Source organism: Rheinheimera soli, assembly GCF_021290985.1.
In the GTDB taxonomy this organism is placed as follows: Bacteria; Pseudomonadota; Gammaproteobacteria; order Enterobacterales; family Alteromonadaceae; genus Pararheinheimera; species Pararheinheimera soli.
In genome coordinates this window covers 1-21,416 of record NZ_JAJOYU010000035.1, presented here as the reverse complement: position 1 = coordinate 21,416, position 21,416 = coordinate 1, and the positions used below count along the sequence as shown (strand labels likewise).

At 47.0% G+C, this 21,416-nt stretch carries 21 protein-coding genes and 4 tRNA genes; 22 read left to right on the top strand and 3 right to left on the bottom strand.

Annotated features, from left to right (window positions below; genetic code table 11):
• Position 1: 1 nt before the first annotated feature.
• From pilV to LSG37_RS18185, 10 genes are all read left to right on the top strand, one after another.
• Positions 2-421 (top strand): type IV pilus modification protein PilV, encoded by a 420-nt coding sequence (gene pilV / locus LSG37_RS18235; protein ID WP_233081251.1) that lies wholly within the window; start codon positions 2-4, stop codon positions 419-421.
• Positions 418-1,350, top strand: a complete 933-nt coding sequence (locus LSG37_RS18230; RefSeq protein ID WP_233081249.1) for a PilW family protein — start codon at positions 418-420, stop codon at positions 1,348-1,350. The genes pilV and LSG37_RS18230 overlap by 4 nt, the downstream gene beginning before the upstream one ends.
• 2 nt (positions 1,351-1,352) lie before the next feature.
• Positions 1,353-1,883, top strand: coding sequence for a pilus assembly PilX family protein (locus LSG37_RS18225; protein ID WP_233081247.1), 531 nt, complete (start codon positions 1,353-1,355; stop codon positions 1,881-1,883).
• An 18-nt stretch (positions 1,884-1,901) separates the two neighbouring features.
• Entirely contained in the window at positions 1,902-5,357 is a 3,456-nt protein-coding gene (locus LSG37_RS18220) for a pilus assembly protein (protein WP_233081246.1), read from the top strand.
• A complete protein-coding gene (locus tag LSG37_RS18210) occupies positions 5,357-5,782 on the top strand; it encodes a type IV pilin protein (protein WP_269836659.1) in 426 nt (141 codons plus the stop codon). Before LSG37_RS18220 ends, LSG37_RS18210 begins: the two co-directional genes overlap by 1 nt.
• Positions 5,783-5,845: 63 nt before the next feature.
• Positions 5,846-6,337 carry a prepilin-type N-terminal cleavage/methylation domain-containing protein gene (locus LSG37_RS18205; RefSeq protein ID WP_233081245.1) on the top strand — a complete coding sequence of 164 codons (492 nt, stop codon included), beginning with the start codon at positions 5,846-5,848 and terminating at the stop codon, positions 6,335-6,337.
• Position 6,338: 1 nt separating this feature from the next.
• Positions 6,339-7,280 carry a PilW family protein gene (locus LSG37_RS18200; RefSeq protein WP_233081244.1) on the top strand — a complete coding sequence of 314 codons (942 nt, stop codon included), beginning with the start codon at positions 6,339-6,341 and terminating at the stop codon, positions 7,278-7,280.
• A gap of 12 nt (positions 7,281-7,292) precedes the next feature.
• On the top strand, positions 7,293-7,676 hold the full coding sequence (locus LSG37_RS18195; RefSeq protein WP_233081243.1) for a hypothetical protein: 384 nt from the start codon (positions 7,293-7,295) through the stop codon (positions 7,674-7,676).
• Positions 7,663-9,219: a hypothetical protein gene (locus tag LSG37_RS18190; protein WP_233081242.1), complete on the top strand. Its 1,557-nt coding sequence runs from the start codon at positions 7,663-7,665 to the stop codon at positions 9,217-9,219. The genes LSG37_RS18195 and LSG37_RS18190 overlap by 14 nt, the downstream gene beginning before the upstream one ends.
• Complete coding sequence (locus LSG37_RS18185; protein ID WP_233081241.1) at positions 9,216-9,620, top strand: type IV pilin protein; 405 nt, start codon at positions 9,216-9,218, stop codon at positions 9,618-9,620. The genes LSG37_RS18190 and LSG37_RS18185 overlap by 4 nt, the downstream gene beginning before the upstream one ends.
• Before the next feature lie 10 nt (positions 9,621-9,630).
• Here the strand turns inward: LSG37_RS18185 and LSG37_RS18180 are convergent, their stop codons facing one another.
• Complete coding sequence (locus LSG37_RS18180) at positions 9,631-10,149, bottom strand: GspH/FimT family pseudopilin (RefSeq protein ID WP_233081240.1); 519 nt, start codon at positions 10,147-10,149, stop codon at positions 9,631-9,633.
• 161 nt (positions 10,150-10,310) lie between these two features.
• On the opposite strand from LSG37_RS18180, the gene LSG37_RS18175 reads away from it, so the two are divergent.
• Both LSG37_RS18175 and glnB read left to right on the top strand, forming a co-directional pair.
• Positions 10,311-11,924, top strand: a complete 1,614-nt coding sequence (locus tag LSG37_RS18175; protein ID WP_233081239.1) for an NAD+ synthase — start codon at positions 10,311-10,313, stop codon at positions 11,922-11,924.
• Between the two features lie 7 nt (positions 11,925-11,931).
• Positions 11,932-12,270: a nitrogen regulatory protein P-II gene (glnB, locus tag LSG37_RS18170; RefSeq protein ID WP_008900549.1), complete on the top strand. Its 339-nt coding sequence runs from the start codon at positions 11,932-11,934 to the stop codon at positions 12,268-12,270.
• A gap of 68 nt (positions 12,271-12,338) precedes the next feature.
• Here glnB and ettA read toward each other — a convergent pair whose 3' ends face one another.
• On the bottom strand, positions 12,339-14,000 hold the full coding sequence (ettA, locus tag LSG37_RS18165; protein WP_233081238.1) for an energy-dependent translational throttle protein EttA: 1,662 nt from the start codon (positions 13,998-14,000) through the stop codon (positions 12,339-12,341).
• Positions 14,001-14,162: 162 nt separating this feature from the next.
• Between ettA and LSG37_RS18160 the strand changes: the two genes are divergently transcribed.
• The 3 genes from LSG37_RS18160 (at position 14,163) to LSG37_RS18150 (ending at position 16,116) form a co-directional block, all read left to right on the top strand.
• A complete protein-coding gene (locus LSG37_RS18160) occupies positions 14,163-14,516 on the top strand; it encodes a DUF2750 domain-containing protein (protein WP_127025572.1) in 354 nt (117 codons plus the stop codon).
• 165 nt (positions 14,517-14,681) lie between these two features.
• The gene (locus LSG37_RS18155) at positions 14,682-15,236 is read left to right on the top strand and encodes a glutathione peroxidase (protein ID WP_233081236.1); all 555 of its coding nucleotides are present in this window, start codon (positions 14,682-14,684) and stop codon (positions 15,234-15,236) included.
• 130 nt (positions 15,237-15,366) lie between these two features.
• On the top strand, positions 15,367-16,116 hold the full coding sequence (locus LSG37_RS18150) for a sulfite exporter TauE/SafE family protein (RefSeq protein ID WP_233081234.1): 750 nt from the start codon (positions 15,367-15,369) through the stop codon (positions 16,114-16,116).
• Here LSG37_RS18150 and rnhA read toward each other — a convergent pair.
• Positions 16,111-16,581, bottom strand: coding sequence for a ribonuclease HI (gene rnhA, locus LSG37_RS18145; protein WP_233081232.1), 471 nt, complete (start codon positions 16,579-16,581; stop codon positions 16,111-16,113). The two genes, LSG37_RS18150 and rnhA, sit on opposite strands and share 6 nt — an antisense overlap.
• A 65-nt stretch (positions 16,582-16,646) precedes the next feature.
• On the opposite strand from rnhA, the gene dnaQ reads away from it, so the two are divergent.
• From dnaQ to LSG37_RS18110, 7 genes are all read left to right on the top strand, one after another.
• The gene (dnaQ, locus tag LSG37_RS18140) at positions 16,647-17,351 is read left to right on the top strand and encodes a DNA polymerase III subunit epsilon (RefSeq protein WP_233081230.1); all 705 of its coding nucleotides are present in this window, start codon (positions 16,647-16,649) and stop codon (positions 17,349-17,351) included.
• Positions 17,339-18,763 carry a TIGR03503 family protein gene (locus tag LSG37_RS18135; protein WP_233081228.1) on the top strand — a complete coding sequence of 475 codons (1,425 nt, stop codon included), beginning with the start codon at positions 17,339-17,341 and terminating at the stop codon, positions 18,761-18,763. Before dnaQ ends, LSG37_RS18135 begins: the two co-directional genes overlap by 13 nt.
• Before the next feature lie 108 nt (positions 18,764-18,871).
• A tRNA-Asp gene (locus tag LSG37_RS18130) sits at positions 18,872-18,948 on the top strand.
• Positions 18,949-18,967: 19 nt separating this feature from the next.
• Positions 18,968-19,044, top strand: a tRNA-Asp gene (locus LSG37_RS18125).
• Between the two features lie 28 nt (positions 19,045-19,072).
• Positions 19,073-19,149, top strand: a tRNA-Asp gene (locus LSG37_RS18120).
• Positions 19,150-19,191: 42 nt separating this feature from the next.
• Positions 19,192-19,268: transfer RNA gene (locus LSG37_RS18115), tRNA-Asp, on the top strand.
• Positions 19,269-20,112: 844 nt separating this feature from the next.
• Positions 20,113-21,416: YobI family P-loop NTPase (locus LSG37_RS18110; protein WP_233081226.1), on the top strand; the 1,304-nt coding region annotated here is incomplete at its 3' end.

Sequence of the window (21,416 nt, the reverse complement as noted above, 5' to 3'; positions counted from 1 at the left end):
GATGCACAGCCCCCATAGCAACAATCACCACAGCTTCAGGCAACAAGGCATAGCTTTGATTGAGATCCTGATTTCGGTATTAGTGCTGGCTATTGGTTTATTGGGTATAGCCGCTTTGCAAAGCAGCTCGGTGCGCTATAGCCAAAGTGCGCAGGAACGTACCACTGCACTGATTATGGCAGGTACTTTAACTGAAATAATCCGATCCAACCCTGTTGTCGCCAGGGCCGGTTCTTACGCAGGGAATTGCGAGTCTCAACTGCTGGCCGACTGGGCACTGCAGTTACAACTCGCCACTGGAACCAGCAGTTGCCCCGAAGTCGAGTGGGATGCTGGCGCTGGCGTTTATACCATCAGTATCAGTTGGCAGGACGAAAAGGTGGCAAGCTCCACCAGCTTTGAAATTCAGGTGCGGCCATGAAACTGCAGCAGGGTTTTACTTTATCTGAACTGATGATCGCTATGCTGCTGGGCTTATTACTGACAGGCTCTGTCATAGGCGTGTATTTATCCAACAGTAAGACTGCCGAACTGAACGTGGTGTTGGGTGAGTTACAAAATGCCAGTCGTACTACGTTTGAACTCATGGCTAATGATATCCGCCGCTCCGGTTACATAGGCTGTGGCAATGCGTCTCGAGTGGTGAATGTGCTTAATGCTGCCAATGTGGCAGGCTCTGCCTGGGCGGTCTGGAACGGCGGCATTGAAGGTTTTCAGCAGCCTGCTCCAGCGATCAATGGAGTAACTCCGCTGGCCGGTACCGATGCTATCCGGCTGATGTTTGGCTCTGGTCGTAGCTACAGCGTGGAATCACATGATGCAGCATTGAATCAGTTAGTACTCAGCACGGAACACCAGATCCAAAATGGCGATTTATTAATCCTCTGTGATGAAACCTTAAGCAGTATTTTTAGTGTCAGTGGTACCAATCTGACCGGAGTCTCGCATCAGGCGAATGCCAGTAACTGTACTTCAGGTTTGGGTTTTCCGCTGTTGTGTGATGGTGCAACTGGCACAGCAAAACAATATGCAGTCAATGCCATGCTGATGAACTTTGATTCGATCAGCTGGTACATTGCCGCCAGTACCGATCAACAAAGTACCTCTTTGTTTCGGGTCAGAAACAACAGCGCAGCGGAAGAAATTCTGTATGGTGTCAGCGATTTACAGCTGGAGTTTATGGACGAGCGCAACAGAAGCTGGCGTGACGCCAATCTGGTGCCGGATTGGATGGATATTATTTCGGTGCGTATCTCATTGCAGTTTGCAACTACTGGTGCTTCGGATTTGCAGTTACCTGAACAAATGAGCCGGATGAATTATCAGGTCAGCATCAGGAACAGGATTTAGCGATGAAACCTGCCACAGCACAGTCAGCTTATCCCATATCTAAACAGCAAGGCATAGTGCTGGTGATTAGTTTATTGCTGCTGTTAGCTATTACGCTGGTGGCTGTCAGCAGTATGCAATCGAGTTTGTTACAGGAACGTATGAGTGCCAATTTGTACGATCGACAATCGTCCTACCAGCAAGTGGAAGCGGCGTTGCTGGAGGCTGAGGTTATACTGAATGTGAATGATCCTGTGGCGCTGATTGATGGCGCAGGGGTTTATGATTTGCCCGTGGTTGGCGCAGAAGATCGCTGGAATGACAATGGCCTGTTGTGGCTGACCGCGACAGCTCTCAATGGCAATAGCGATACTGGTGCTCAATATCTGATTGAATATATGGGCGACTGGCCTTATCCGCCTGAATGCGCTGACGTGGCCAGCAAAGATAAAATTTCTGTGGGTTGTTTATCACCTACTTTTCGTATTACGGCACGTACAGTGTCGGACAACGGCAGGGCTTCAGTCATGCTGCAAAGTTTGTTCAGGCGCTAATCTGCTGAGGCTGATGTGATGAAACTACAAACATCCTGCACAAAATCAATGGCATTGAGTTTGATGCTGACCAGCTTTTACAGTGCCGCCGCACTGGATCTAACCTCACCGCCCCTGCAAACCGGCAGCTCGGTAGAGCCCAATATCATGTTTATGATCGATGACTCAGGTTCTATGCACTGGGAGATCACGCCGGATCTTTATGCAGATAATCCGCACTATGTTTATCCTATAGTGGCTGGTATTTATGGTGATGCGGATGCCACACATCAGGTGGTCTCTTTTCGGGATGAAAGCAATGCGACGAATCTGAACGCTACCAATAATAACGAAGCCTTGTATGCCAGAGCCATGCGCTCCTATGCGCTGAATAAATCCTACTACAATCCGTCAATTACTTATAAACCCTGGATTAAAGCCGACGGTACGTCCTATCCAAACTCTAACCCTGTTGCTGCTTATCACCATCCATTCCGGACTTTTAAAGGCAGCCGTAATCTGACCGTGAATGAAACGTCCAGTGCGGGCTGGCGCTATTGCACTATTACGGCAACAACAAAAAGCAATTGTCAGAACGTGACTGCCAGCCGGACTTTTTACCCTGCGGTCTACTACAACCATACGGGCGGCAGTTTATTTACCTACACCAATTACCAACGTATAGAAATTAATGCTGCTACTTTAAGCTACAGCGGCGAAGGGCGAATTAATCGCACTGATTGCACGGCAGGAACCTGCAGTTATGCGCAAGAAATGCAGAACTTTGCCAACTGGTACACTTATTACCGCTCTCGCTTATTGGCTTCTCAAGCCGGTATAGGCCGGGCTTTCTCTACTCAGACCGAAGCCCTAAGAGTTGGTTTTGGCGCCATTAACAAAGGCAGCAGTACTGTGGATGGCGTCAGTGTCAGCACCATTATCAATGGCGTGCGGCCTTTTACTGGTAATGCCAAACAGAATTTTTACGATCAGCTGTACGAGCGGGTATACGATTACAACGGCACCCCACTGCGCAAAGCTTTAAATGACGCAGGTTTGTATTACTCCAGAACCGACAATAAAGGGCCTTGGGGCGAAAATCCGGGTTCTGATGATGGTAGTCAGCATATTATGTGTCGCCAGAGCTACAGCATTTTGATGACAGATGGCTACTGGAGCGAAGATAGTGCGTCGCAGGCACAAACTGCAGCTGCACGTAGTAACAACGACGGCAGTACCACCAACAACCAAAACATCAGCAAACCCGGTGGCACTTCTTATGTCTATGCGCCCGCTGGGCCATTTTCAGATAATCGCAGTAATACGCTGGCCGATGTGGCTATGTACTACTGGAAACGGGATTTACGCACTGATCTGGATAACCTGGTTCCTACCAGCCCAATCAACCCTGCGTTCTGGCAACATATGGTGACTTTTGGTGTGGGGCTTGGGGTTGAAGGCACTATCAGTTCCACTACAGCTTTTAATGCTATTGGTTCAGCCAGTGCTATTTCATGGCCTGATCCTTTAGCCACACAACCGGCAAAAATTGATGATTTATTGCATGCGGCAGTGAACAGCAGAGGCGGCTTTTTCAGTGCGGCCGACCCTGATGCTTTTGCCACAGGTTTATCCAATACCTTATCCGCTATTATTGCCCGGGTCGCGTCGGGGTCAAATTTAGCGGGCACCACCACGTCATTGCAGGCCGAACAAAGTGTCTATCAGGGCCGCTTTAACAGCGGTGACTGGAGTGGTGATCTGGTGAATTACAACATTGAAGATACCACCAGTTATGTCTGGAGCGCAGCTGAAGAAATGCCAGACTGGGACGACAGAGTGATTTATTTTGGCAAAACAGAAACTACAGCAGACCTGTTTGTCTGGGCCAACTTAACCAGTGGTGTTGGCAGTCAGCAGGCCGCTTTAGGCAGTAGTAATGTGGTGGATTATTTACGGGGTAACCCTGCGCTGGAGCAGCAAAATGGTGGCGGTTATCGCAACAGATCCACAGCTTTAGGGGATATAGCCAACTCCTCTCCTGTGTATGTTGGTGCCCCTGTCAATTTTAACTACCATGCCTATAGCTGGCCCGAAGCCAGCAGTTACAAAGCGCATATCGCGGCTTATAAAAACCGGCAGCCGCTGATTTATGTCGGTGCCAATGACGGTATGCTGCACGCCTTTAATGCCACAACCGGTGCTGAAGCTTTTGCCTATGTGCCAAAGCAGATGCTGACGGCAGCAACAAACCTGAAAGCTTTGAGTGAACCCAATGTCAGCGGTGTTATCCAAAAAGATTATTTTGTTGATGGCACAGCAGTGTCGGCCGATGTGTATTTTGATGGCAGCTGGCGTACTGTGCTGGTTGGCAGCACTGGCCGGGGGGGTAATAGTTTGTTTGCCCTCGATATCACCAACCCGGGGCAAATCAGCGAAGCCAGCTTGTTATGGGATAAAAGCTTTCCACAGTTAGGGATCACCACAGCCAAACCTGTGATCACTCGCTTAAATAACGGCAAATGGGCTGTGGTAATTGGCTATGGTTATAACAACAGCACAGGACGGCCAGGCTTGTTAGTGCTGGATATTGAAACCGGCGTTGTTATGGCAGGCGGCAATGATCTGGAAGTAACAACGGGGTCAGGCGATACAGGTTTAGGCCAGATTGAAGGTTGGGATTACAGTAAAAATGGCAATACCGACTGGTTTTTTGCCGGAGATTTACAAGGCAATGTCTGGAAGTTTGATTTATCCTCAAATAACCCGGGCAACTGGGCCATCGCTTATGGCGGAGAGCCTTTGTATCAGGCTGAAGATGCAGCCGGAGATCCACAATCTATTACCGGAGGCATAGCCCTTGGCTCTGAACCTAAAACCGGCAAGTTGTGGCTGTTTTTTGGCACAGGCCGTTATCTGGAAACACCAGACCCTCAACTGGATGACGAACAAAGCTGGTACGGCATTATGGATGGCACCGCTTTATCTGGCCGCACTTTACTTAAAGAGCGCATTTTAACCAATGTCAGCCACAGCAATGGCACTGAAGGCCGCACTATATCGCCTTCTGCACCCAACGATATGGCTGGGTTTCAAGGCTGGTTTATCGACTTACCCGATGTTCGCGAACGCATTGTGTCGTCACCACGTTTAGTCGGCACTACCTTAGTGGTCAACAGTATTATCCCTGACAGCAATGTCTGTAATCCGGAAGGGGATGGTTATGTGATGGCCATCGATCCTTTTCATGGTGGCCGCCTGAAATACCATTTTTTCGATATTTCAGGCGATGAAGGTTTTAATCAGGACGACGGCGTGGCTGAGGGAGACGACATAGCGGAATTGTCCGGCGTTCGTTTTAACAGCATGCCAACTGAGCCGCTGTTTTTTGAAGACAAAATGGCCGTAGGTTTAGCTGACACTAATGTGGTGAATTTAGATGTAAACACCCAAATCAGACGTGGCCGGGTGTCATGGCGCGAGGTAGACAACTAATGCAAAGTACCAAAGCCCTTGGGTTTTCCCTGATTGAGCTGTTGATCGCTATTACGATCATCGGCACCTTAACAGCTATAGCTGTACCTTCGTACCAGGGTTATATGTTAGGCAGTGCCCGCGCCAGCGCTACTGCCTGTTTATTGGAATACGCCCAGTTTATGGAAAGGGTGTACACCACCAATATGACGTACGCTACCAATAATGGCGCAGCAACAGAGCTGCCAACGCTGCAATGCAGCAACGACCTATCCGAGCGTTTTAACTTTAACCTTAGCAATTTAGCCAGCCGTACCTTTACCCTGACCGCTACAACCAAAGGGGCGCAGGCCGATGATGATTGTGCGTCGTTAAGTTACAACCAGGCTGGTATTAAAGGCGCCAACGGTGGCACTGGTGCGACCATTGTAAAAAAGTGCTGGTAAGATTTGACCTTTTAAGGAACGCAGGTAAATTTAAAGTAAACGGACCTTCACAGGCGCAAGGATATGCCGAATGCCTCTGGTTTTACCTTAACCGAAGTTCTGATCAGTTTATTATTGCTGTGCCTGACAGGGCTTGGCGCTTTAAGTGCGTCTTTGTATGCCCGCCAGCAAGTCATTATGGCGACCCAACAAACCATAGCCTTGTCCTTAACCACTGAGCTTGCCAGCCGTATGGCAAGTCATGATAGTTCAGCTGGGTATTACGACGGAATTCATCCGCTCTGGGCTACAGCCGAATCAGCAGAGTGCACAGAAAATCACTCCTGTGATGCAGAACAGCTGAGTCAGTTTCATTTATACAGCACCTTAAGTGCTTCTGGTCACCCCCAAAGTTTGCAACTATTGCAACAACCTGCGCTTTGCATTCGTCAGCAAGCGGATCAGAAATTGGTGCAGCTCAGTTGGCGCTCTCAGGCCAAAGTGCAAATTCAGCGTCCGACATCCGTTTGTGACTTATCGCCTAACCGGCTGCAAGTTTCTGTGGTGGTGCCTTGAGATGCGCGGTTTCACTTTGTTGGAAGTGCTGGTCAGTCTGACTTTAGGCTTAGTGCTGATGACCTTTTTGATTGGGACTTTGTTTGCCACTCAGCAATCCAACCGACAAACCCAACAGCTGGTGCAGTTGCAGCAAAATAGCCAGATGTTGTTGAGTTTGTTCCAGTCTGAATTGCCAAATATGATGTTTTTCGCTGGCCGCAGTCTGGCTGATGTGGCCTCAGCTTCACATCAGTTGCCTCCGGTATTAGGTGACTGTGTCGCTGAGTTTGATGTCGGTAGTTTCCCTATGAAAGACCAGCCTTACCTGACGCTTTATGCAGAACAAGTGAAGCAACAAAAGCATCTGAGCTGCTTAAGTCAGCCTAAAGCCGGATCCGAGCTGTTGCAGTTCAAACGTATAGTTGGCAGCAATGTATTAGCCACCCAAATGCGCACAAACCGATTTTATTTTGAAACTTCAGCGGCCAGTAACCGTTTTGTCAGCAGCTCCAGTGCAGAGCTGATCCCGGATTCACTGTACTGGCCATACAGCCATCAGGTGTTTTATATCAGCGAACAAAAACATGCTGGCGATGTAGTGCCGGTGTTAATGCGTAAGCGATTGATCCGTAATGCGGCAGGGCAAGCAGTGATGGATACCGATTCAATTATGGATGGGGTCGAGAGGATGCATTTTGAATTCGGTCTGGACGCTAATTTAGATGGTCAGGTGGATTATTACTTAAGCACAGTTCAAATGCAGCAACAGCATTGGCAGCAACAAAAACACCGTATTATTAATATTAAGTTTTACCTGTTGTTACGCAGTTTAGACGAAGACTTTAGTTACCAAAACAACCAGCTTTACCAGATGGGCCAGCAATGGTTTAAGGCTCCTTCTGATCCGTTTCGACGCCTGTTAGTCAGCAGTTCTGTGGCATTTAGCAACACACGCTTATAAAAGGAGGTCGTTATGATGTTAAGTTCTAAAGGTTTTATTCTGGTTACTACCCTGGTGTTAATGCTGATTTTAAGCTGCATTACTATACCCATGCTGGTGCAAACCAGTTTAAGTAAAAAGTTGGCGGGTAGTGCCACTTTGTCTGTGCAGTTAAAGCAGCAAACCCAAAGCAAGCATGCGCAGCAATTACAGCAGCTGAAACAAGGTGATATCGAGTCCGGTGTTTTTGTGGTGGCTCCCTGTCCTGCGCAGTATGCCGCCTGGAGTGAACTGTCAACGCAATGTGAGTGGCATCAGCTTCGCACTACTGGGGGTATGTCTCATGAGCAACATAGTGTCACCAGTTTTTTAGTCAGGCAATCTTTGCCTGAAGGGGGCAGGGATGGGCTTTTGTAGGTTTGGACTCTGCCTGCTGTTGTGTAGTTACCCATTGTCAGCAGACAGCTACTGGAGCCATGTTCCAGGTGTGGGCTCAGTGCAACTGACAGCATTGAACCAGGAGCAGCACAATGCACTGTCGACCCATTTAAAACTGAGTCATCAGGAGACAGCAAAATGGCTGGAGTATTTGCCTGCGAAGTTAGAGGAGTTGTCCTGCACTAGACTGGATGTACAAAGCCAGTCGTTGCCTGCTTATGTTGATGCAGGATATCAGGTGGTCAGCTATGCGGGCGTGTTGAAATTCAAAGCCAATGATCAGAGCAAAAAAACGCTCTGGTGGTTACCCTGGCCTTTACTTCCCTTCTTGTCACAGATCAGAGCTGAACTTGAGGATTTAGCTGCGCAGGTGCATCAGCCTCTACTGATCACAGAGCAAGAGCTGAAACAAAACGACCAGTTTATTCTTATCAGTGGCAGCAGTAATCAAAGCCCGTCGTATTTTGCCTTAAAGCTCAATCCTCTGCATTTACCTGAGCTGTTGTGGTCTGTCAGCGCTGCAGAGTCTGATTTTGAAGACTTATCAGGAGCTATGGCTCAGCCCATATCAATGGAAGAGCAGGGGCCAGGCATGTCAGTGTTGTCGATTTTATTACCGAATATCGGATCGGCAGAGCCGAAAACTTTGTTTTATAAAGTAGATGCCCTGACAGGTAAGGTGAGAGCCAGGTTGGCAGCACAACAAAATATTTCTGAGTTATCCGGTGCTGTGGCTGTTTATGATCAAAACAGAGATTCAGTTTCAGACAGTCTGATTTTCAGCACCAAAACAGGTTTGGTCTGGCAGGCTCAAATGGAATACAACCAGTTTTATACTATTCAGCCGGTCGCCGATTTGTCTGCTCTTGGGTTCAGTGATATACAGTTTATTCGTACCTTATATGCAGCAGTTCCTGTGGGTGGATCAGGCCGTGATTTCCATTCCAGGCGCAGCCAATGGCTGATTCTGTTGAGTGCTTTGCGACAGCAACAAAGTGTCGTTGTGCTGCTGAAACAACAAGACGGGCCAGTTCCCGGGTCCGCAGATTTAGTAGACCGAACTTTGCCAGCCACGCCTGACCTTGCAGTGTTAACCGATCAGGAGTGGCTGCAAATCCAACAGAAAAATGGCTGGTACAGCCATATTGCGGGTCGCCTGACTCAGCCTCCTGTTGTGGCGGCTGGTGTGGTGTACCTGACAGTGTTGCAGCAGGACCCAACGCAGATCTGCAGCATCGAGCAGAGCTCTTCAGCTTTAATGGCTTTGCATTTACATCATGCGTCTTCAGTTTATCGGCAGCAGCTTTTACCTTTAGAAAAAGCAGCAGGAGCTTTGATGGTTAAAGCGAATACACAGGGCGGCTTTGCCCTTATCGAGCAGAAGCATCAGCAGGTGCTGATTAACAATCTGCTGGAGATCAGTCCCGACTGCACCTATTGCAGTAACCCTATGCAACATGGCAGTTTTCCGCGTTGGCAACTGATGGGGACTTACCATAGCGAAGAAGGAGCCTTTGAATGAAGCCCGGAGTGCGGGGTATAGGCTTAATTGAACTGCTGGTGGTTCTGGCCATTATGGGCATTCTGGCATCTGTGTTATTACCAGGTTATCAGGACCATGTATTAAAAAGCTACAGAACAGAAGCCATGCAGGAATTGTTAAAAGTGGCTGGTTTGCAGGAGATGTTATTGGTGGATCAGCGACGATACAGCGCAGATCTTACGGAGTTAGGTTTTGCGGCGAAGCAGTTTGTTACCGAATCAGGCCGTTATAAAATCAGTGCAGTGGTGACAGAGCAAGGTTATCAGTTAAAAGCTCAGGCACAGCAGGCGCAGAGCGAGGATAAAAGCTGTCAGATATTTTCGCTAAATAATTATGGCCAAAAAAGCAGTGAACCTGGCTCGTCATGCTGGAGTTATTAAAGGGTTTAGTTTAATAAGGGCAGGGGCTATTCTCCTGCCATAAACGGCTGCGCCCGGCCTGACTGACGCTCAATCTGAAATGCCAGTGATAAGGCTCTTTGCTGCAATACACAAAAGTACCTGACTCTAATAAATCCAGACTACCGTCACTGCGAAACTGCAGTGACGCTCTGCTGTAAAACAACTGATGGCTATTCACCGGATGTTTAAGTTCGCGTAGCAATAGATCCTGCCAGTTTTTTAAACCTTTTTGGTGTAGTTGAATAGGCGCAGAATTCCAGTCTGAACTGCATGTCAGGCCATGACGTGGGCAAATTTGAACGGGCTTTTGCAGAGCTATAGCATGCACTCTGGCATAGGCCAAATGCTGACTGAGTTGGCGCATAAAGTGGTCCGCCTGCAAGCGTTGCCAGACTTCCCGTAAATTAGGCATGCCTATAGCTGAAAGTATCGCAACAATAGCCAATACAATTAAAAGCTCTATCAGGCTAAAAGCCCATGCTTTTTTGATCATATGCTGATGTTGCATAAGTTTGGCCATCCTTGCGGTGTGTCTGCGTAAGTTTAGTTGCATTTATGTTAAATATCTAAATGAGGAATGAAATACAGCTTCTGCAGCAGCTTGATTGAGTCCGGCGGCAAAAATCGCTACCATAGCGGCAGTTTTTTCATCCTTTAGTGCAGGTTCAGATGTCCTCTGCTGTCTCTATTACCCTGGTGCAACAGCCTTTTGTTGTGGCTGCTGTGGCGCAAAACACCGCAAAAGTGCTGGAGATTGCCACAAGCAGTCAAAGCGATTTGTTGTTATTTCCTGAGCTGACCTTAACAGGCTACCCGCCAGAAGACTTATTGCTGCGTGGCGACTTTCAATTGCTGGTCGAACAAAGCCTGCAGCAGATTTGTGCGGCTAAGCTGCCGAATACATTGGTGATTGGTCACCCATGGCGTGACGGTGAAGATTTGTATAACGCCGCTTCCGTGATCCAAAACGGTGAGGTGATAGCGCGTTATTACAAACAAGCTTTGCCTAATTACGGTGTGTTTGACGAAAAACGCTATTTTACCGAAGGTACTGAAGCTTGTAGTTTTGAGCTGAAAGGCCAACGTTTTTCAGTGTTGATTTGCGAAGATGTCTGGCAAGGTGCTCCGGCTGCTTTAGCCAAAGAGCAGGGCGCAGATTGGGCTTTGGTATTAAACGCATCACCTTATGAAATTGGCAAAGCACAGCAGCGCGAAGCCTTATTGCAAACCCTGGCCAAACACCTGCATTTAGGTTTTGTTTATGTCAATAATGTGATTGGTCAGGACGAGCTGGTATTCGATGGTCAGTCTCTGGTTGTCAGCCCCGATGCACAATTACTGTTCCGTGGTAAGGCTTGTGAGCCAGAACTTGCGACAGTCAATTTAGCGGCCCGTGGTCAGCATTATGGCCATGTAGAGCTTGCACCACCCTTATCTGTCGAAGCTGAAGTTTATGCCGCTTTAGTGATGGCGACCCGCGATTATATTCAGCACAACGGTTTCCCTGGCGCAGTGCTGGGGTTATCTGGTGGTATCGATTCAGCTTTAACGCTGGCGATAGCTGCTGATGCGATAGGTGCGGATAAGGTTCAAGCCCTGATGCTGCCTTTTGCTTATACCTCGTCGATGAGTGTGGAAGATGCTAAAGCTCAGGCGGAAGTGATGGGCGTTGAGTTTGATTCAGTCTCTATTGAACCTATGTACAACAGCTTTATGCAACAATTAACGCCGCAGTTTAAAGGCCGTGGTAAAGATACGACAGAAGAAAACCTGCAGGCCCGTATTCGTGGTGTGTTATTAATGGCGATGTCGAATAAAACCGGTCGTATGCTGTTAACTACAGGCAATAAAAGCGAAAACGCTGTAGGCTACTGTACTCTGTACGGCGATATGTGTGGTGGTTTTGCTGTTATTAAAGATGTGCCAAAAACCCTGGTGTATCGTTTAGCAGAGTATCGCAACAGCATTTCGCCTGTGATCCCACAGCGGGTTATAGACAGGCCGCCATCTGCTGAGCTGGCGCCTGATCAAACTGATCAGGACAATTTGCCGCCTTATGATGATTTAGATGCGATGATTGAAGCTTATGTTGAGCACGACAAGTCACAGCCTGCCATAGTGGCGATGGGCTATGATGAAGCCACAGTGCGCCGGGTTTTGAATTTAATCGACATCAACGAATACAAAAGACGCCAGTCGGCCGTGGGTCCAAAAGTGACCAGCCGCAACTTTGGTAAAGACAGAAGATACCCCATCACATCGTGGATGCGGAAACAGCGCTGAGGAAGTCATGAAAAAAGTTGAAGCTATTATTAAGCCTTTTAAATTAGACGACGTACGGGAAGCTCTGGCCGAAATTAATATCACCGGTATGACAGTGACTGAGGTCAAAGGTTTTGGTCGTCAGAAAGGCCATACCGAACTGTACCGTGGTGCTGAATATATGGTCGACTTTTTACCTAAGGTAAAAATTGAGCTGGTACTGCCGGACGATCAGGTTGAACGTTGTATTGATGTGATTATCAAAACTGCCCAGACCGGCCGTATTGGTGATGGCAAAATTTTTGTGTTTGATGTGGAACGTGTCATTCGTATCCGCACGGGCGAAGAAAACGAAGACGCAGTGTAAAACGCAGCGTCAATAAAAAAGGGGTAAAGTCATCGGCTTTACCCCTTTTTATTTAGAGCTTTGTGCTCTTAGATCTTCTTATATTTAATACGGTGCGGTTGCATTGCATCACTACCGTAAGTGGCTTTCATCCAGCTTTCGTAGTCTGAGTAGTTACCTTCGAAGAAGTTAACTTTGCCTTCATCACGGTAATCCAGAATATGAGTGGCAATACGGTCAAGGAACCAACGGTCGTGCGAGATCACCATGGCGCAGCCAGGGAAATCGAGGATGGCGTTTTCCAGAGCACGCAAAGTCTCAACGTCTAAATCGTTGGTTGGTTCATCCAGTAACAGCATGTTGCCGCCAGCTTTTAACAGCGCAGCCAAATGCACACGGTTACGTTCACCACCGGATAAGTCACCAATAAACTTTTGCTGATCGTTGCCTTTAAAGTTAAAGCGACCGACATAAGCACGGCTTGGAATTTGGAAGTTACCAATCTGCAGAATATCCTGACCGTTGGAAATTTCCTGCCATACGGTGTTTTTCGGATTCATGCTGTCACGGAACTGATCAACGCTGGCAATTTGAACTGTATCGCCCACTTCGATAGTGCCGCCGTCCGCTTGTTCCATGCCGGTGATCATCTTAAACAGCGTCGACTTACCTGCACCGTTCGGGCCGATAATACCAACGATGGCGCCTTTTGGAATACTGAAGCTTAAATCGTCAATCAGGACACGGTCGCCAAAGGTTTTACGCAGGTTTTTCACTTCCAGCACTTTGTCGCCTAAACGTGGTCCTGGCGGAATAAACAGCTCGTTGGTTTCGTTACGTTTCTGGAAGTCCTGGCTTTGCAGTTCTTCAAAACGGGCCATACGGGCTTTGCTCTTGGCATGACGGCCTTTTGGATTGGTACGAACCCATTCCAATTCCTGCTTGATAGAGCGCTGACGGGCGTTTTCGCTGCGTTCTTCCTGCTCTAAACGGGCATCTTTTTGCTCTAACCAGGAGGAGTAGTTACCTTCCCACGGAATACCTTCACCGCGGTCCAGCTCTAAAATCCAGCCTGCTACGTTGTCGAGGAAATAACGGTCGTGGGTAATAGCCACAACTGTGCCTGTGTAATCGTGCAGGAAACGTTCTAACCAGGCCACAGATTCAGCATCCAAGTGGTTAGTAGGTTCGTCCAGCAGCAACATGTCTGGTTTTTCTAACAGTAAACGACAGATAGCGACACGGCGGCGTTCACCACCTGATAAGTGTTTAATTAGTGCATCCCAGGCTGGCAGACGCAGCGCATCGGCAGCACGGTCAAGAATATTGTCGAGGTTATGACCCTCTTTTGCCTGAATAATAGCTTCCAGCTCGCCTTGTTCACGGGCTAAAGCGTCAAAGTCAGCATTTTCTTCTGCGTAAGCTGCGTACACCTGATCCAAACGGGTTAACGCGTTTTTCACATCAGCAACGGCTTCTTCGACCACTTCACGTACAGTTTTTTCCGGGTCAAGCTGAGGTTCCTGTGGCAGATAACCAATATTGATGCCAGCTAAAGGACGGGCTTCACCGTCAAACTCTGTGTCCACGCCAGCCATAATGCGCAGCAAGCTGGATTTACCTGAACCGTTTAAACCCAAAACACCAATTTTTGCACCAGGGAAAAACGACAGCGAAATGTCTTTTAAAATAGTGCGTTTTGGCGGCACTACTTTCGACATGCGGTACATGCTGTAAATATACTGAGCCATAAGAGTCACTCATCTTGTTGTTTAGAATGCGGCAATTGTACGTTATTTTTAAAAAACAGGGGAACTGCAGCAGGTACGAAAGGGCATTTTAATTCGTCTTTAATCTGGTTTTCTGCTCTAATAGTCGCAATTAAACTAACAGTTCAGATAAAGGTGGTTGCCATGGGCGAATATTCACATGATCCGGTGTTTCAAAATTTTATTGCGGAAGCCAAAACCCATGGTGTGGTTTGGACTTTAGCAAACGGCGAAGATTTGCTGGTAGTGGAGTCTGTTGATTTTGAAGACACAGACGTGATGCCATTCTGGTCTAGCCAGGAAGCGGCTTTAGTGCACTGCTCAGAAGAATGGTCAGACTACAAACCAGAAGCTATTCCACTGGATGTATTCTGTGAAGGCTGGTTGCAAGAAATGTACGACGACGGCGTACTGATTGGCACCAACTGGGATGAGTCCTTAAATGGCCCTGAAGTTGAGCCGCGTGAAATTTTAGAAGCTTTGGCTTTAGTGCAATAAAGTCAGATGCATAAAAGGGCGACTCAGGTCGCCTTTTTTGTATCTGTATGAATTTTATATCGGTATGAAACAATAGCCTCTGATGCGCGGTCTGTTGTTACAGCTCAGATCCAGCATCTGACTTGGCCCGTATCAGTTCACATCGTTTAATCACAGGAGCTAATAATGAAAACAATGAAGAAAATGCTGACTGCGGCACTGCTGCTCAGCGCGAGCGGCGTGGCTTTTGCCAATAGCTGTGGCGAAATTCTTGGTCATTCACTGCCGCAGTTACGTAAAAAAGAAACTCTGGATTTATGTGAAACCTACAAAGGTAAAACTTTATTGATCGTAAACACCGCCAGCAAATGTGGTTTTACTCCTCAATTTACTGCGTTGCAGGGGTTGTATGAAAAATACAAAGATCAGGGTTTAGTGGTACTGGGTTTCCCTTCTGACGACTTTATGCAAGAACATGACGATGAGGAAAAAACCGCAGAAGTTTGTTACATCAACTACGGCGTGACCTTCCCCATGTTTGCCACCAGTGCTGTGCGCGGCAGTGATGTGAACCCGGTATTTAAAGCTTTAATTGCCAAAACAGGCGAAAAGCCGTCCTGGAACTTTAACAAGTATCTGGTCAGCAAAGATGAGCAACAGGTCAAACACTTTGGCAGTAAAGTCTCGCCAGACGATGCTGATTTTGTCAAAGAAGTGGAAGCTTTATTAAAAGCTGAATAAGCCGTTTGTTGTGTGAATAAAAAGCCAGCTGATGCTGGTTTTTTTGTCTTCATTTGAATGTACGCTGCGCTTGCTTATTCCTTTAGTGAAGCTTAATATTTCTTTTAGTTATTAAGCTTCGTGGTTTTTTATGTCTGCTCTGGTACTAATTTCAGCCTTAATTATTGGCTTAAGTGTTGGCCTGTTGGGATCGGGGGGGTCTATTCTGACCGTTCCAGTGCTGGTGCATTTAGTGCAGTTGCCGGAAAAAATCGCGATAGTCTCGTCTTTAGGTGTAGTGGCTCAAATCAGCTTTATCGCTTTATTGCCTTATCTGTGGCGACGTCATCTCGACTTTGCATTATTTAAGCGTTTTGCTGTGCCGGCTTTTTTTGGAACTTTGCTTGGGGTTGCTTTAGCTCAATGGATGCACTCTTCTGTGCAGTTGTTGATCCTGGCCGTCTTAATGCTGGGCAGTGCTGCCAATATGTGGCGTCAACGCATCTGGCAATGGCAAATCCATTCTGCTTTACTGCTGGCTTTGCTGGCGATGGCTTTAGGTATGCTGACTGGTTTGGTTGGTGTGGGCGGCGGTTTTTTAATAGTCCCCTTGCTGCTTGCGGTAACAACAATCCCTATGTCGGGCGCTATTGCCTGTAGCTTGGCGCTCATTTTCCTGCAAAGCAGCACAGGTTTTATCAGCCATTACTGGCTGATGTCTGTTCAGGGAGAAACCTTACCATTGGAACTGATTGGCTGGTTGGGCTTAATTGGTGCTTGCGGCAGTTTGGGCGGCATTATTTTATCGGCTTATATCCCACAGTTATGGGTGCGTAAAACTTTTTCGGTACTGTTAATAGTGACTGCTGTTTCGTTACTTTGGCCTGTCTTCTCTTTATGACGAGGCCTGGAAACCCGTGTCCACTTCTGTGGCATTGTGGGTAGCCGCGACTCTTGCTAACTCATCACAGCGTTCGTTTTCCGGATGTCCGGCATGGCCTTTGACCCAATGCCAGTTCACTTTATGCCCCTGACAAGCTGCATCTAAACGGCGCCATAAGTCCTGATTTTTTACCGGTTCCCGCTGACTGGTTTTCCAGTTGTTTTTTTTCCAGTTGGCCAGCCACTGCGTAATACCTAAGCGCACATACTGACTGTCTGTGGTTAAGTCTACATCACAGGGCTGTTTTAAACTCTCCAGACCAACAATAGCGGCCAGTAATTCCATTCTGTTATTGGTGGTTTGCTGGTAGCCGCCAGACATTTCTTTTTGGTGCTCCTGATAGCGTAAAACCACACCATAACCGCCTGGTCCGGGGTTTCCAAGGCAAGACCCGTCTGTATAGATTGCTACTGTTTTACGCATCGATGCTTCCCACAACTGAAATCGGCGTATAATCTAACGTAAAAGCGCTAAGAACACGAATCAGAATGCTGAAAAGACAGATAGTACTAGACACCGAAACCACAGGTTTAAGCCCGCAGGAAGGCCATCGCATCATCGAAATTGGTTGTGTGGAGCTGATTAATCGTCGGCTGACCGGCAATAATTTCCATGTCTATTTACAACCAGACCGGCTTATTGATCAGGAAGCCATAGCGGTCCACGGTATTACCAATGAGTTTTTAATAGGTAAACCTCGTTTTGCCGAAGTGGCCCAGCAATTTTGTCAGTATATAGCTGGTGCTGAACTGGTGATCCATAATGCCGCGTTCGACGTCGGCTTTATCAACCACGAGTTTAATCTGCTGCGTCCTGCACTTGCCCCTGTGACGGATATCTGTGGCGTGCTGGATACGTTAAAAATGGCGCGTGAAGCGCATCCAGGGCAGAAAAACAACCTTGATGCCCTGTGCCGTCGTTACGACATCAATAACAGCCACCGTACCTTACACGGCGCCTTATTGGATGCTGAAATTCTGGCTGATGTCTATCTGGCGATGACAGGTGGGCAGGTTAGCCTGAATTTAGCCAATGACGAGCAAGCCGCCGCCCAGCAAAATGTGGTGGTAGGGCAACTTAAACGCACCAGTCGTTTACCTGTGGTGTTTGCCTCTGAAACCGAATTACAGTCGCACGAGCAACGTTTGGATCTGGTGCAGAAAAAAGGAGGAAGTTGCTTGTGGCGAAATTAATTTATCTGCTGTTGTTATGCTTTAGTCTGCAACTAGTGGCGCAGGAAACTGCCACCAGTGTTGACGCGAAAGAAAATGTTGAGGATCCAACAGGCTTAAGTTTGTTACCTGATTTACCCGCTAAAAACCAAATCCCTTTGTTGGATAACAGATTCCGCATTGATTACGAAGTGGAAGAAATCACTATGGTTTTTTTCCGCAAACGAGGTTCGGCTTCGGTCATTTTAGTCAAACCTGATGGCAGCAAAGTGAATGTCATTAACGCCGATGATCAGGATATTCAATGGTACGACGATAAAACCTACGACTTGATCAAAATTAAGAAACCAACACCAGGACCCTGGCAGGCTATTGGCCAAATTTTGCCAGAAAGCAAAATTATGGTGCTGACAGATATTGAATTAAACGTGCCTCCATTGCCTGATCATCTGATGGCAGGGGAAACTATTAAAGTGACTGCAACACTGAGCAACGGCGGTCAGCCTATAGTTGCAAAAGACTTCCGTGATTTGCTTCGGCTCGATGTGCTTTTTATCAGCAGTAATAATGCGGAATTCGAGAATTTTGGTGCGGGCGTGATTGAACTCACGACTCTGGCTGATGATGGCCGCAATTTTGATGAAAAACCAAGGGACGGTATTTTTACCGGTGAGTTTAAACTGGATATGAAACCAGGCCAGTGGCAACCCAAATTTGTCGTAAAAACCCCTTTGTATACCCGCGAGGTGGTGCAGGAACCGGTGATCTTACATAAAAGCCCGATCAGCTATGAAGTGGCGCAGGCAACAAAAGCGGAAGATTTGCATTGGCTAACCTTTAAAGTTACAGATCCGATGATTAACCCCCAGTCTGTGGCTTTACAGGGCAAAGTCCGTTTCCCGAACAATGAAATACAAAGTTTTACTTTAGGCGAAAGTGCTGAAGTGGATAAAAAGCTGAAAATTGTCAATTACGCCAGCGGTACATACAAAGTCGACAGCATCTTGTTTGCCCAGACTGTTACAGGGCGTGATGTAGTGATCACCTTACCCCAAGCGTCTTTTGTCGCTGAAGTCGTAGAGCCAGAACCTGTAGCTCCTGCTGCGGCCGACTCAGAGAATGCAGGCCTGACGACAGCAGCCGCTGAAATGCCAGCCAGTCCTGTGGTGACTGAACCTGTTGTTGAAGAAGAAAAACCTTTTCCATGGCTATTAGTGATCCTGAGCAACATAGTTATTTTAGGTGGTGGTGGTTTTGCGATTTGGATGGTCGCCACAGATCGCTCCTTTAAGACCTTGTTTGCGAAAAAGAACAACTCAATGGATTTGGATACCTTGGCGATGCCAGGAGCTGCTGAAGCAAAAACGAGCAGTGCGGCACAAAAAAACAGCAAGAAAAACGACATTATGGAACTTTCTTTACCGGATGATTAAGGAATAAACAAAAGCGGCAAAAAAGTCGTTGACGGCCCACCGGTGAATCCGTATTATTCCCGCCGCACAGCAGCATACCCAATTGAAAATGCTGCAGTGTATTGGCGCGGAGCGGTAGTTCAGTCGGTTAGAATACCGGCCTGTCACGCCGGGGGTCGCGGGTTCGAGTCCCGTCCGCTCCGCCAATTTAATAAATGCTTCTTCGGAGCGGTAGTTCAGTCGGTTAGAATACCGGCCTGTCACGCCGGGGGTCGCGGGTTCGAGTCCCGTCCGCTCCGCCACTTAAGCATTTATCGTTTGTCTGATTCCGGAGCGGTAGTTCAGTCGGTTAGAATACCGGCCTGTCACGCCGGGGGTCGCGGGTTCGAGTCCCGTCCGCTCCGCCAATTCAGCAAACAAGCCATTAGAGCGCAAGCTCACTCCAGCGCGGAGCGGTAGTTCAGTCGGTTAGAATACCGGCCTGTCACGCCGGGGGTCGCGGGTTCGAGTCCCGTCCGCTCCGCCATTTTATTATTGATGTATCTGTCTGTTTTAATTCAAGTTTATGCTAAAAATGCTGTGTTTCAAAACACGGTATTTCTGCATTTTTGGACACCAAAAGTCACCAAAGTGTCCAAAACGCGCCCAAAGCCTAAATCGGCCGAGGGTCAATTCTAAGTGGAAAAGACACCATTTAACGCCTGCTAATCCCTTCACATTTTGTTTACTAAAAGTCTCCGGCCTGCCGTATATAAATCAATAAGTTACCAAATCAACTTTGTAAAAAATACGGTGTCCAACGGTGACCAGAAAAAGTCGCATAATGCTGAGTTCAATTATCATAAAAAGGAATATAAACAAGAAGATAGGTGGCTGATTTGGTGACCAATCACGGTGACCAACTATGATGCTACGATTTTTAGATGGCTTTTTTATTCGTTATAAAAATCAGAGACATACTGAGAATTTAATTCCCAATATCCTGTTAGCCTGGCAAATTAAGAAAACTGCTTATTTCTCACAGGTAACATTTTTGCATCAAATGCAGGCCGAGGGTCAAAGGTTCCGTAATATTGTTTTTGCGGCAGTTCCACTGCAGTGAACCACAATATGAAATTTTATGTTTCCAAGTAAGGTTTTTCATCCTAGATTGGTATTTATAAAAAAGTTAATCAATACCTAACGGCTAAGACTATAGCTCCAAGCTGAAGGCTGGTTGCATGAGAGATTATGTTGATTTACTTTAGGAGCGATAACATAGTTAAATCGGTTATCTGAATCAAAAGGTGTATTTTTTTAAAAAAGCGCGAGAGTCTAAATTTCGGCAATTATTTATTCATTCTTATTTTCCACGGCTAATTCAGGATCCTATGAAAGAGACAATCACCTCATTAATGCGCTGGCTTACGCATCACCTCAATAGAATCTTGACTGCCCTAGAAAACCAAAATATCCCCACCGAAATGCCATCAAAGTTTGTGGACCTCGCGCCAACTGATAGAGCAGATAAGGCTGGTGTATATTCGGAAGCGCTTTTATTTGCAACGAAAAATGCGAAGGTATTCAATATTGCCTTAACAGGCCCTTATGGCTCGGGCAAGAGCAGTATCATCCAGTCTTTTTTAACGAAATATCAAATGCCAACACTTCACATATCTCTTGCTGCTTTCTCTCCCGAAGGAGACTCGGGGGTAGGTAAGGTGAACAGACAAGATATTGAACGGAGTATCCTACAGCAGATGCTGTATGGGGCAGATGCAAACAATCTTCCCTTGTCGAGATTCAAAAGAATTCAGTCGCCTGGCATTGGCGCACATTTTAAATCACTTTACATCTTGTTTGGAGTTATCGCGCTTTCCTATGTATTTCTTAAGTTAGAAGATATCTTCAGTGGTTATTTTTCCCTGTCATTTACGGCTAGCAACTGGTTCAATTTGCTCACAGTTTTCTTTGCCGCAACATTCCTATGGACGACTCTGCATCACTTTTATGTGGCGAGTTTCGGTTTTTCACTGAAGAGTATCTCGCTTAAAGACGTCGAAATCAAACCTGCAGATGAGGATCAAACGTCCATACTTAACCGCCACCTTGATGAAATCATCTACTTTTTCCAGTCAACCAAGTATGAACTTGTAATCATTGAAGACCTTGATAGATTCGAGGATGCAGATATTTTCGTCACACTGCGAGAAATTAATAGGTTGGTAAATGAGAACGCAGGTGTGAAACGCCCTATCAAATTTCTGTATGCTCTGCGTGACGATATGTTTGTAAATATCGACAGAACCAAATTCTTCGAATTCATCATTCCTGTTATTCCAATTATCAACACGTCGAATTCGATCGATATGGTTTTGGAACAGGGGAGACGGCTTGAGCTCGATGCTCGCCTTGAGCGCCAGTTTCTGAGAGAAGCCTCAAGATACTTGGACGATCTAAGGTTGATTCAAAATATCTTCAATGAGTATGCTGTTTATGTATCCAACCTGGAAACTGATGGTGAGGCTATACTCGACGCTAATAAGCTCCTTGCAATCCTTATTTATAAAAACGTCTATCCAAGGGATTTTGAGAAATTGCATCGCGGTGAGGGGGCTCTCGCCGAAATCTTGAACCTCAAAGAAGAGCTCATTAGGACTAGTGAGGTGACTTATAGAACTGAGATAACTGAAAT

What these genes read in the sequence shown, in the direction of transcription:
- pilV (WP_233081251.1), top strand. Translation starts at nt 2, where the DNA reads ATGCACAGCCCCCATAGCAACAATCACCACAGCTTCAGGCAACAAGGC.
- LSG37_RS18230 (WP_233081249.1), top strand. Translation starts at nt 418, where the DNA reads ATGAAACTGCAGCAGGGTTTTACTTTATCTGAACTGATGATCGCTATG.
- LSG37_RS18225 (WP_233081247.1), top strand. Translation starts at nt 1,353, where the DNA reads ATGAAACCTGCCACAGCACAGTCAGCTTATCCCATATCTAAACAGCAA.
- LSG37_RS18220 (WP_233081246.1), top strand. Translation starts at nt 1,902, where the DNA reads ATGAAACTACAAACATCCTGCACAAAATCAATGGCATTGAGTTTGATG.
- LSG37_RS18210 (WP_269836659.1), top strand. Translation starts at nt 5,357, where the DNA reads ATGCAAAGTACCAAAGCCCTTGGGTTTTCCCTGATTGAGCTGTTGATC.
- LSG37_RS18205 (WP_233081245.1), top strand. Translation starts at nt 5,846, where the DNA reads ATGCCGAATGCCTCTGGTTTTACCTTAACCGAAGTTCTGATCAGTTTA.
- LSG37_RS18200 (WP_233081244.1), top strand. Translation starts at nt 6,339, where the DNA reads ATGCGCGGTTTCACTTTGTTGGAAGTGCTGGTCAGTCTGACTTTAGGC.
- LSG37_RS18195 (WP_233081243.1), top strand. Translation starts at nt 7,293, where the DNA reads ATGATGTTAAGTTCTAAAGGTTTTATTCTGGTTACTACCCTGGTGTTA.
- LSG37_RS18190 (WP_233081242.1), top strand. Translation starts at nt 7,663, where the DNA reads ATGGGCTTTTGTAGGTTTGGACTCTGCCTGCTGTTGTGTAGTTACCCA.
- LSG37_RS18185 (WP_233081241.1), top strand. Translation starts at nt 9,216, where the DNA reads ATGAAGCCCGGAGTGCGGGGTATAGGCTTAATTGAACTGCTGGTGGTT.
- LSG37_RS18180 (WP_233081240.1), bottom strand. Translation starts at nt 10,149, where the DNA reads ATGCAACATCAGCATATGATCAAAAAAGCATGGGCTTTTAGCCTGATA.
- LSG37_RS18175 (WP_233081239.1), top strand. Translation starts at nt 10,311, where the DNA reads ATGTCCTCTGCTGTCTCTATTACCCTGGTGCAACAGCCTTTTGTTGTG.
- glnB (WP_008900549.1), top strand. Translation starts at nt 11,932, where the DNA reads ATGAAAAAAGTTGAAGCTATTATTAAGCCTTTTAAATTAGACGACGTA.
- ettA (WP_233081238.1), bottom strand. Translation starts at nt 14,000, where the DNA reads ATGGCTCAGTATATTTACAGCATGTACCGCATGTCGAAAGTAGTGCCG.
- LSG37_RS18160 (WP_127025572.1), top strand. Translation starts at nt 14,163, where the DNA reads ATGGGCGAATATTCACATGATCCGGTGTTTCAAAATTTTATTGCGGAA.
- LSG37_RS18155 (WP_233081236.1), top strand. Translation starts at nt 14,682, where the DNA reads ATGAAAACAATGAAGAAAATGCTGACTGCGGCACTGCTGCTCAGCGCG.
- LSG37_RS18150 (WP_233081234.1), top strand. Translation starts at nt 15,367, where the DNA reads ATGTCTGCTCTGGTACTAATTTCAGCCTTAATTATTGGCTTAAGTGTT.
- rnhA (WP_233081232.1), bottom strand. Translation starts at nt 16,581, where the DNA reads ATGCGTAAAACAGTAGCAATCTATACAGACGGGTCTTGCCTTGGAAAC.
- dnaQ (WP_233081230.1), top strand. Translation starts at nt 16,647, where the DNA reads ATGCTGAAAAGACAGATAGTACTAGACACCGAAACCACAGGTTTAAGC.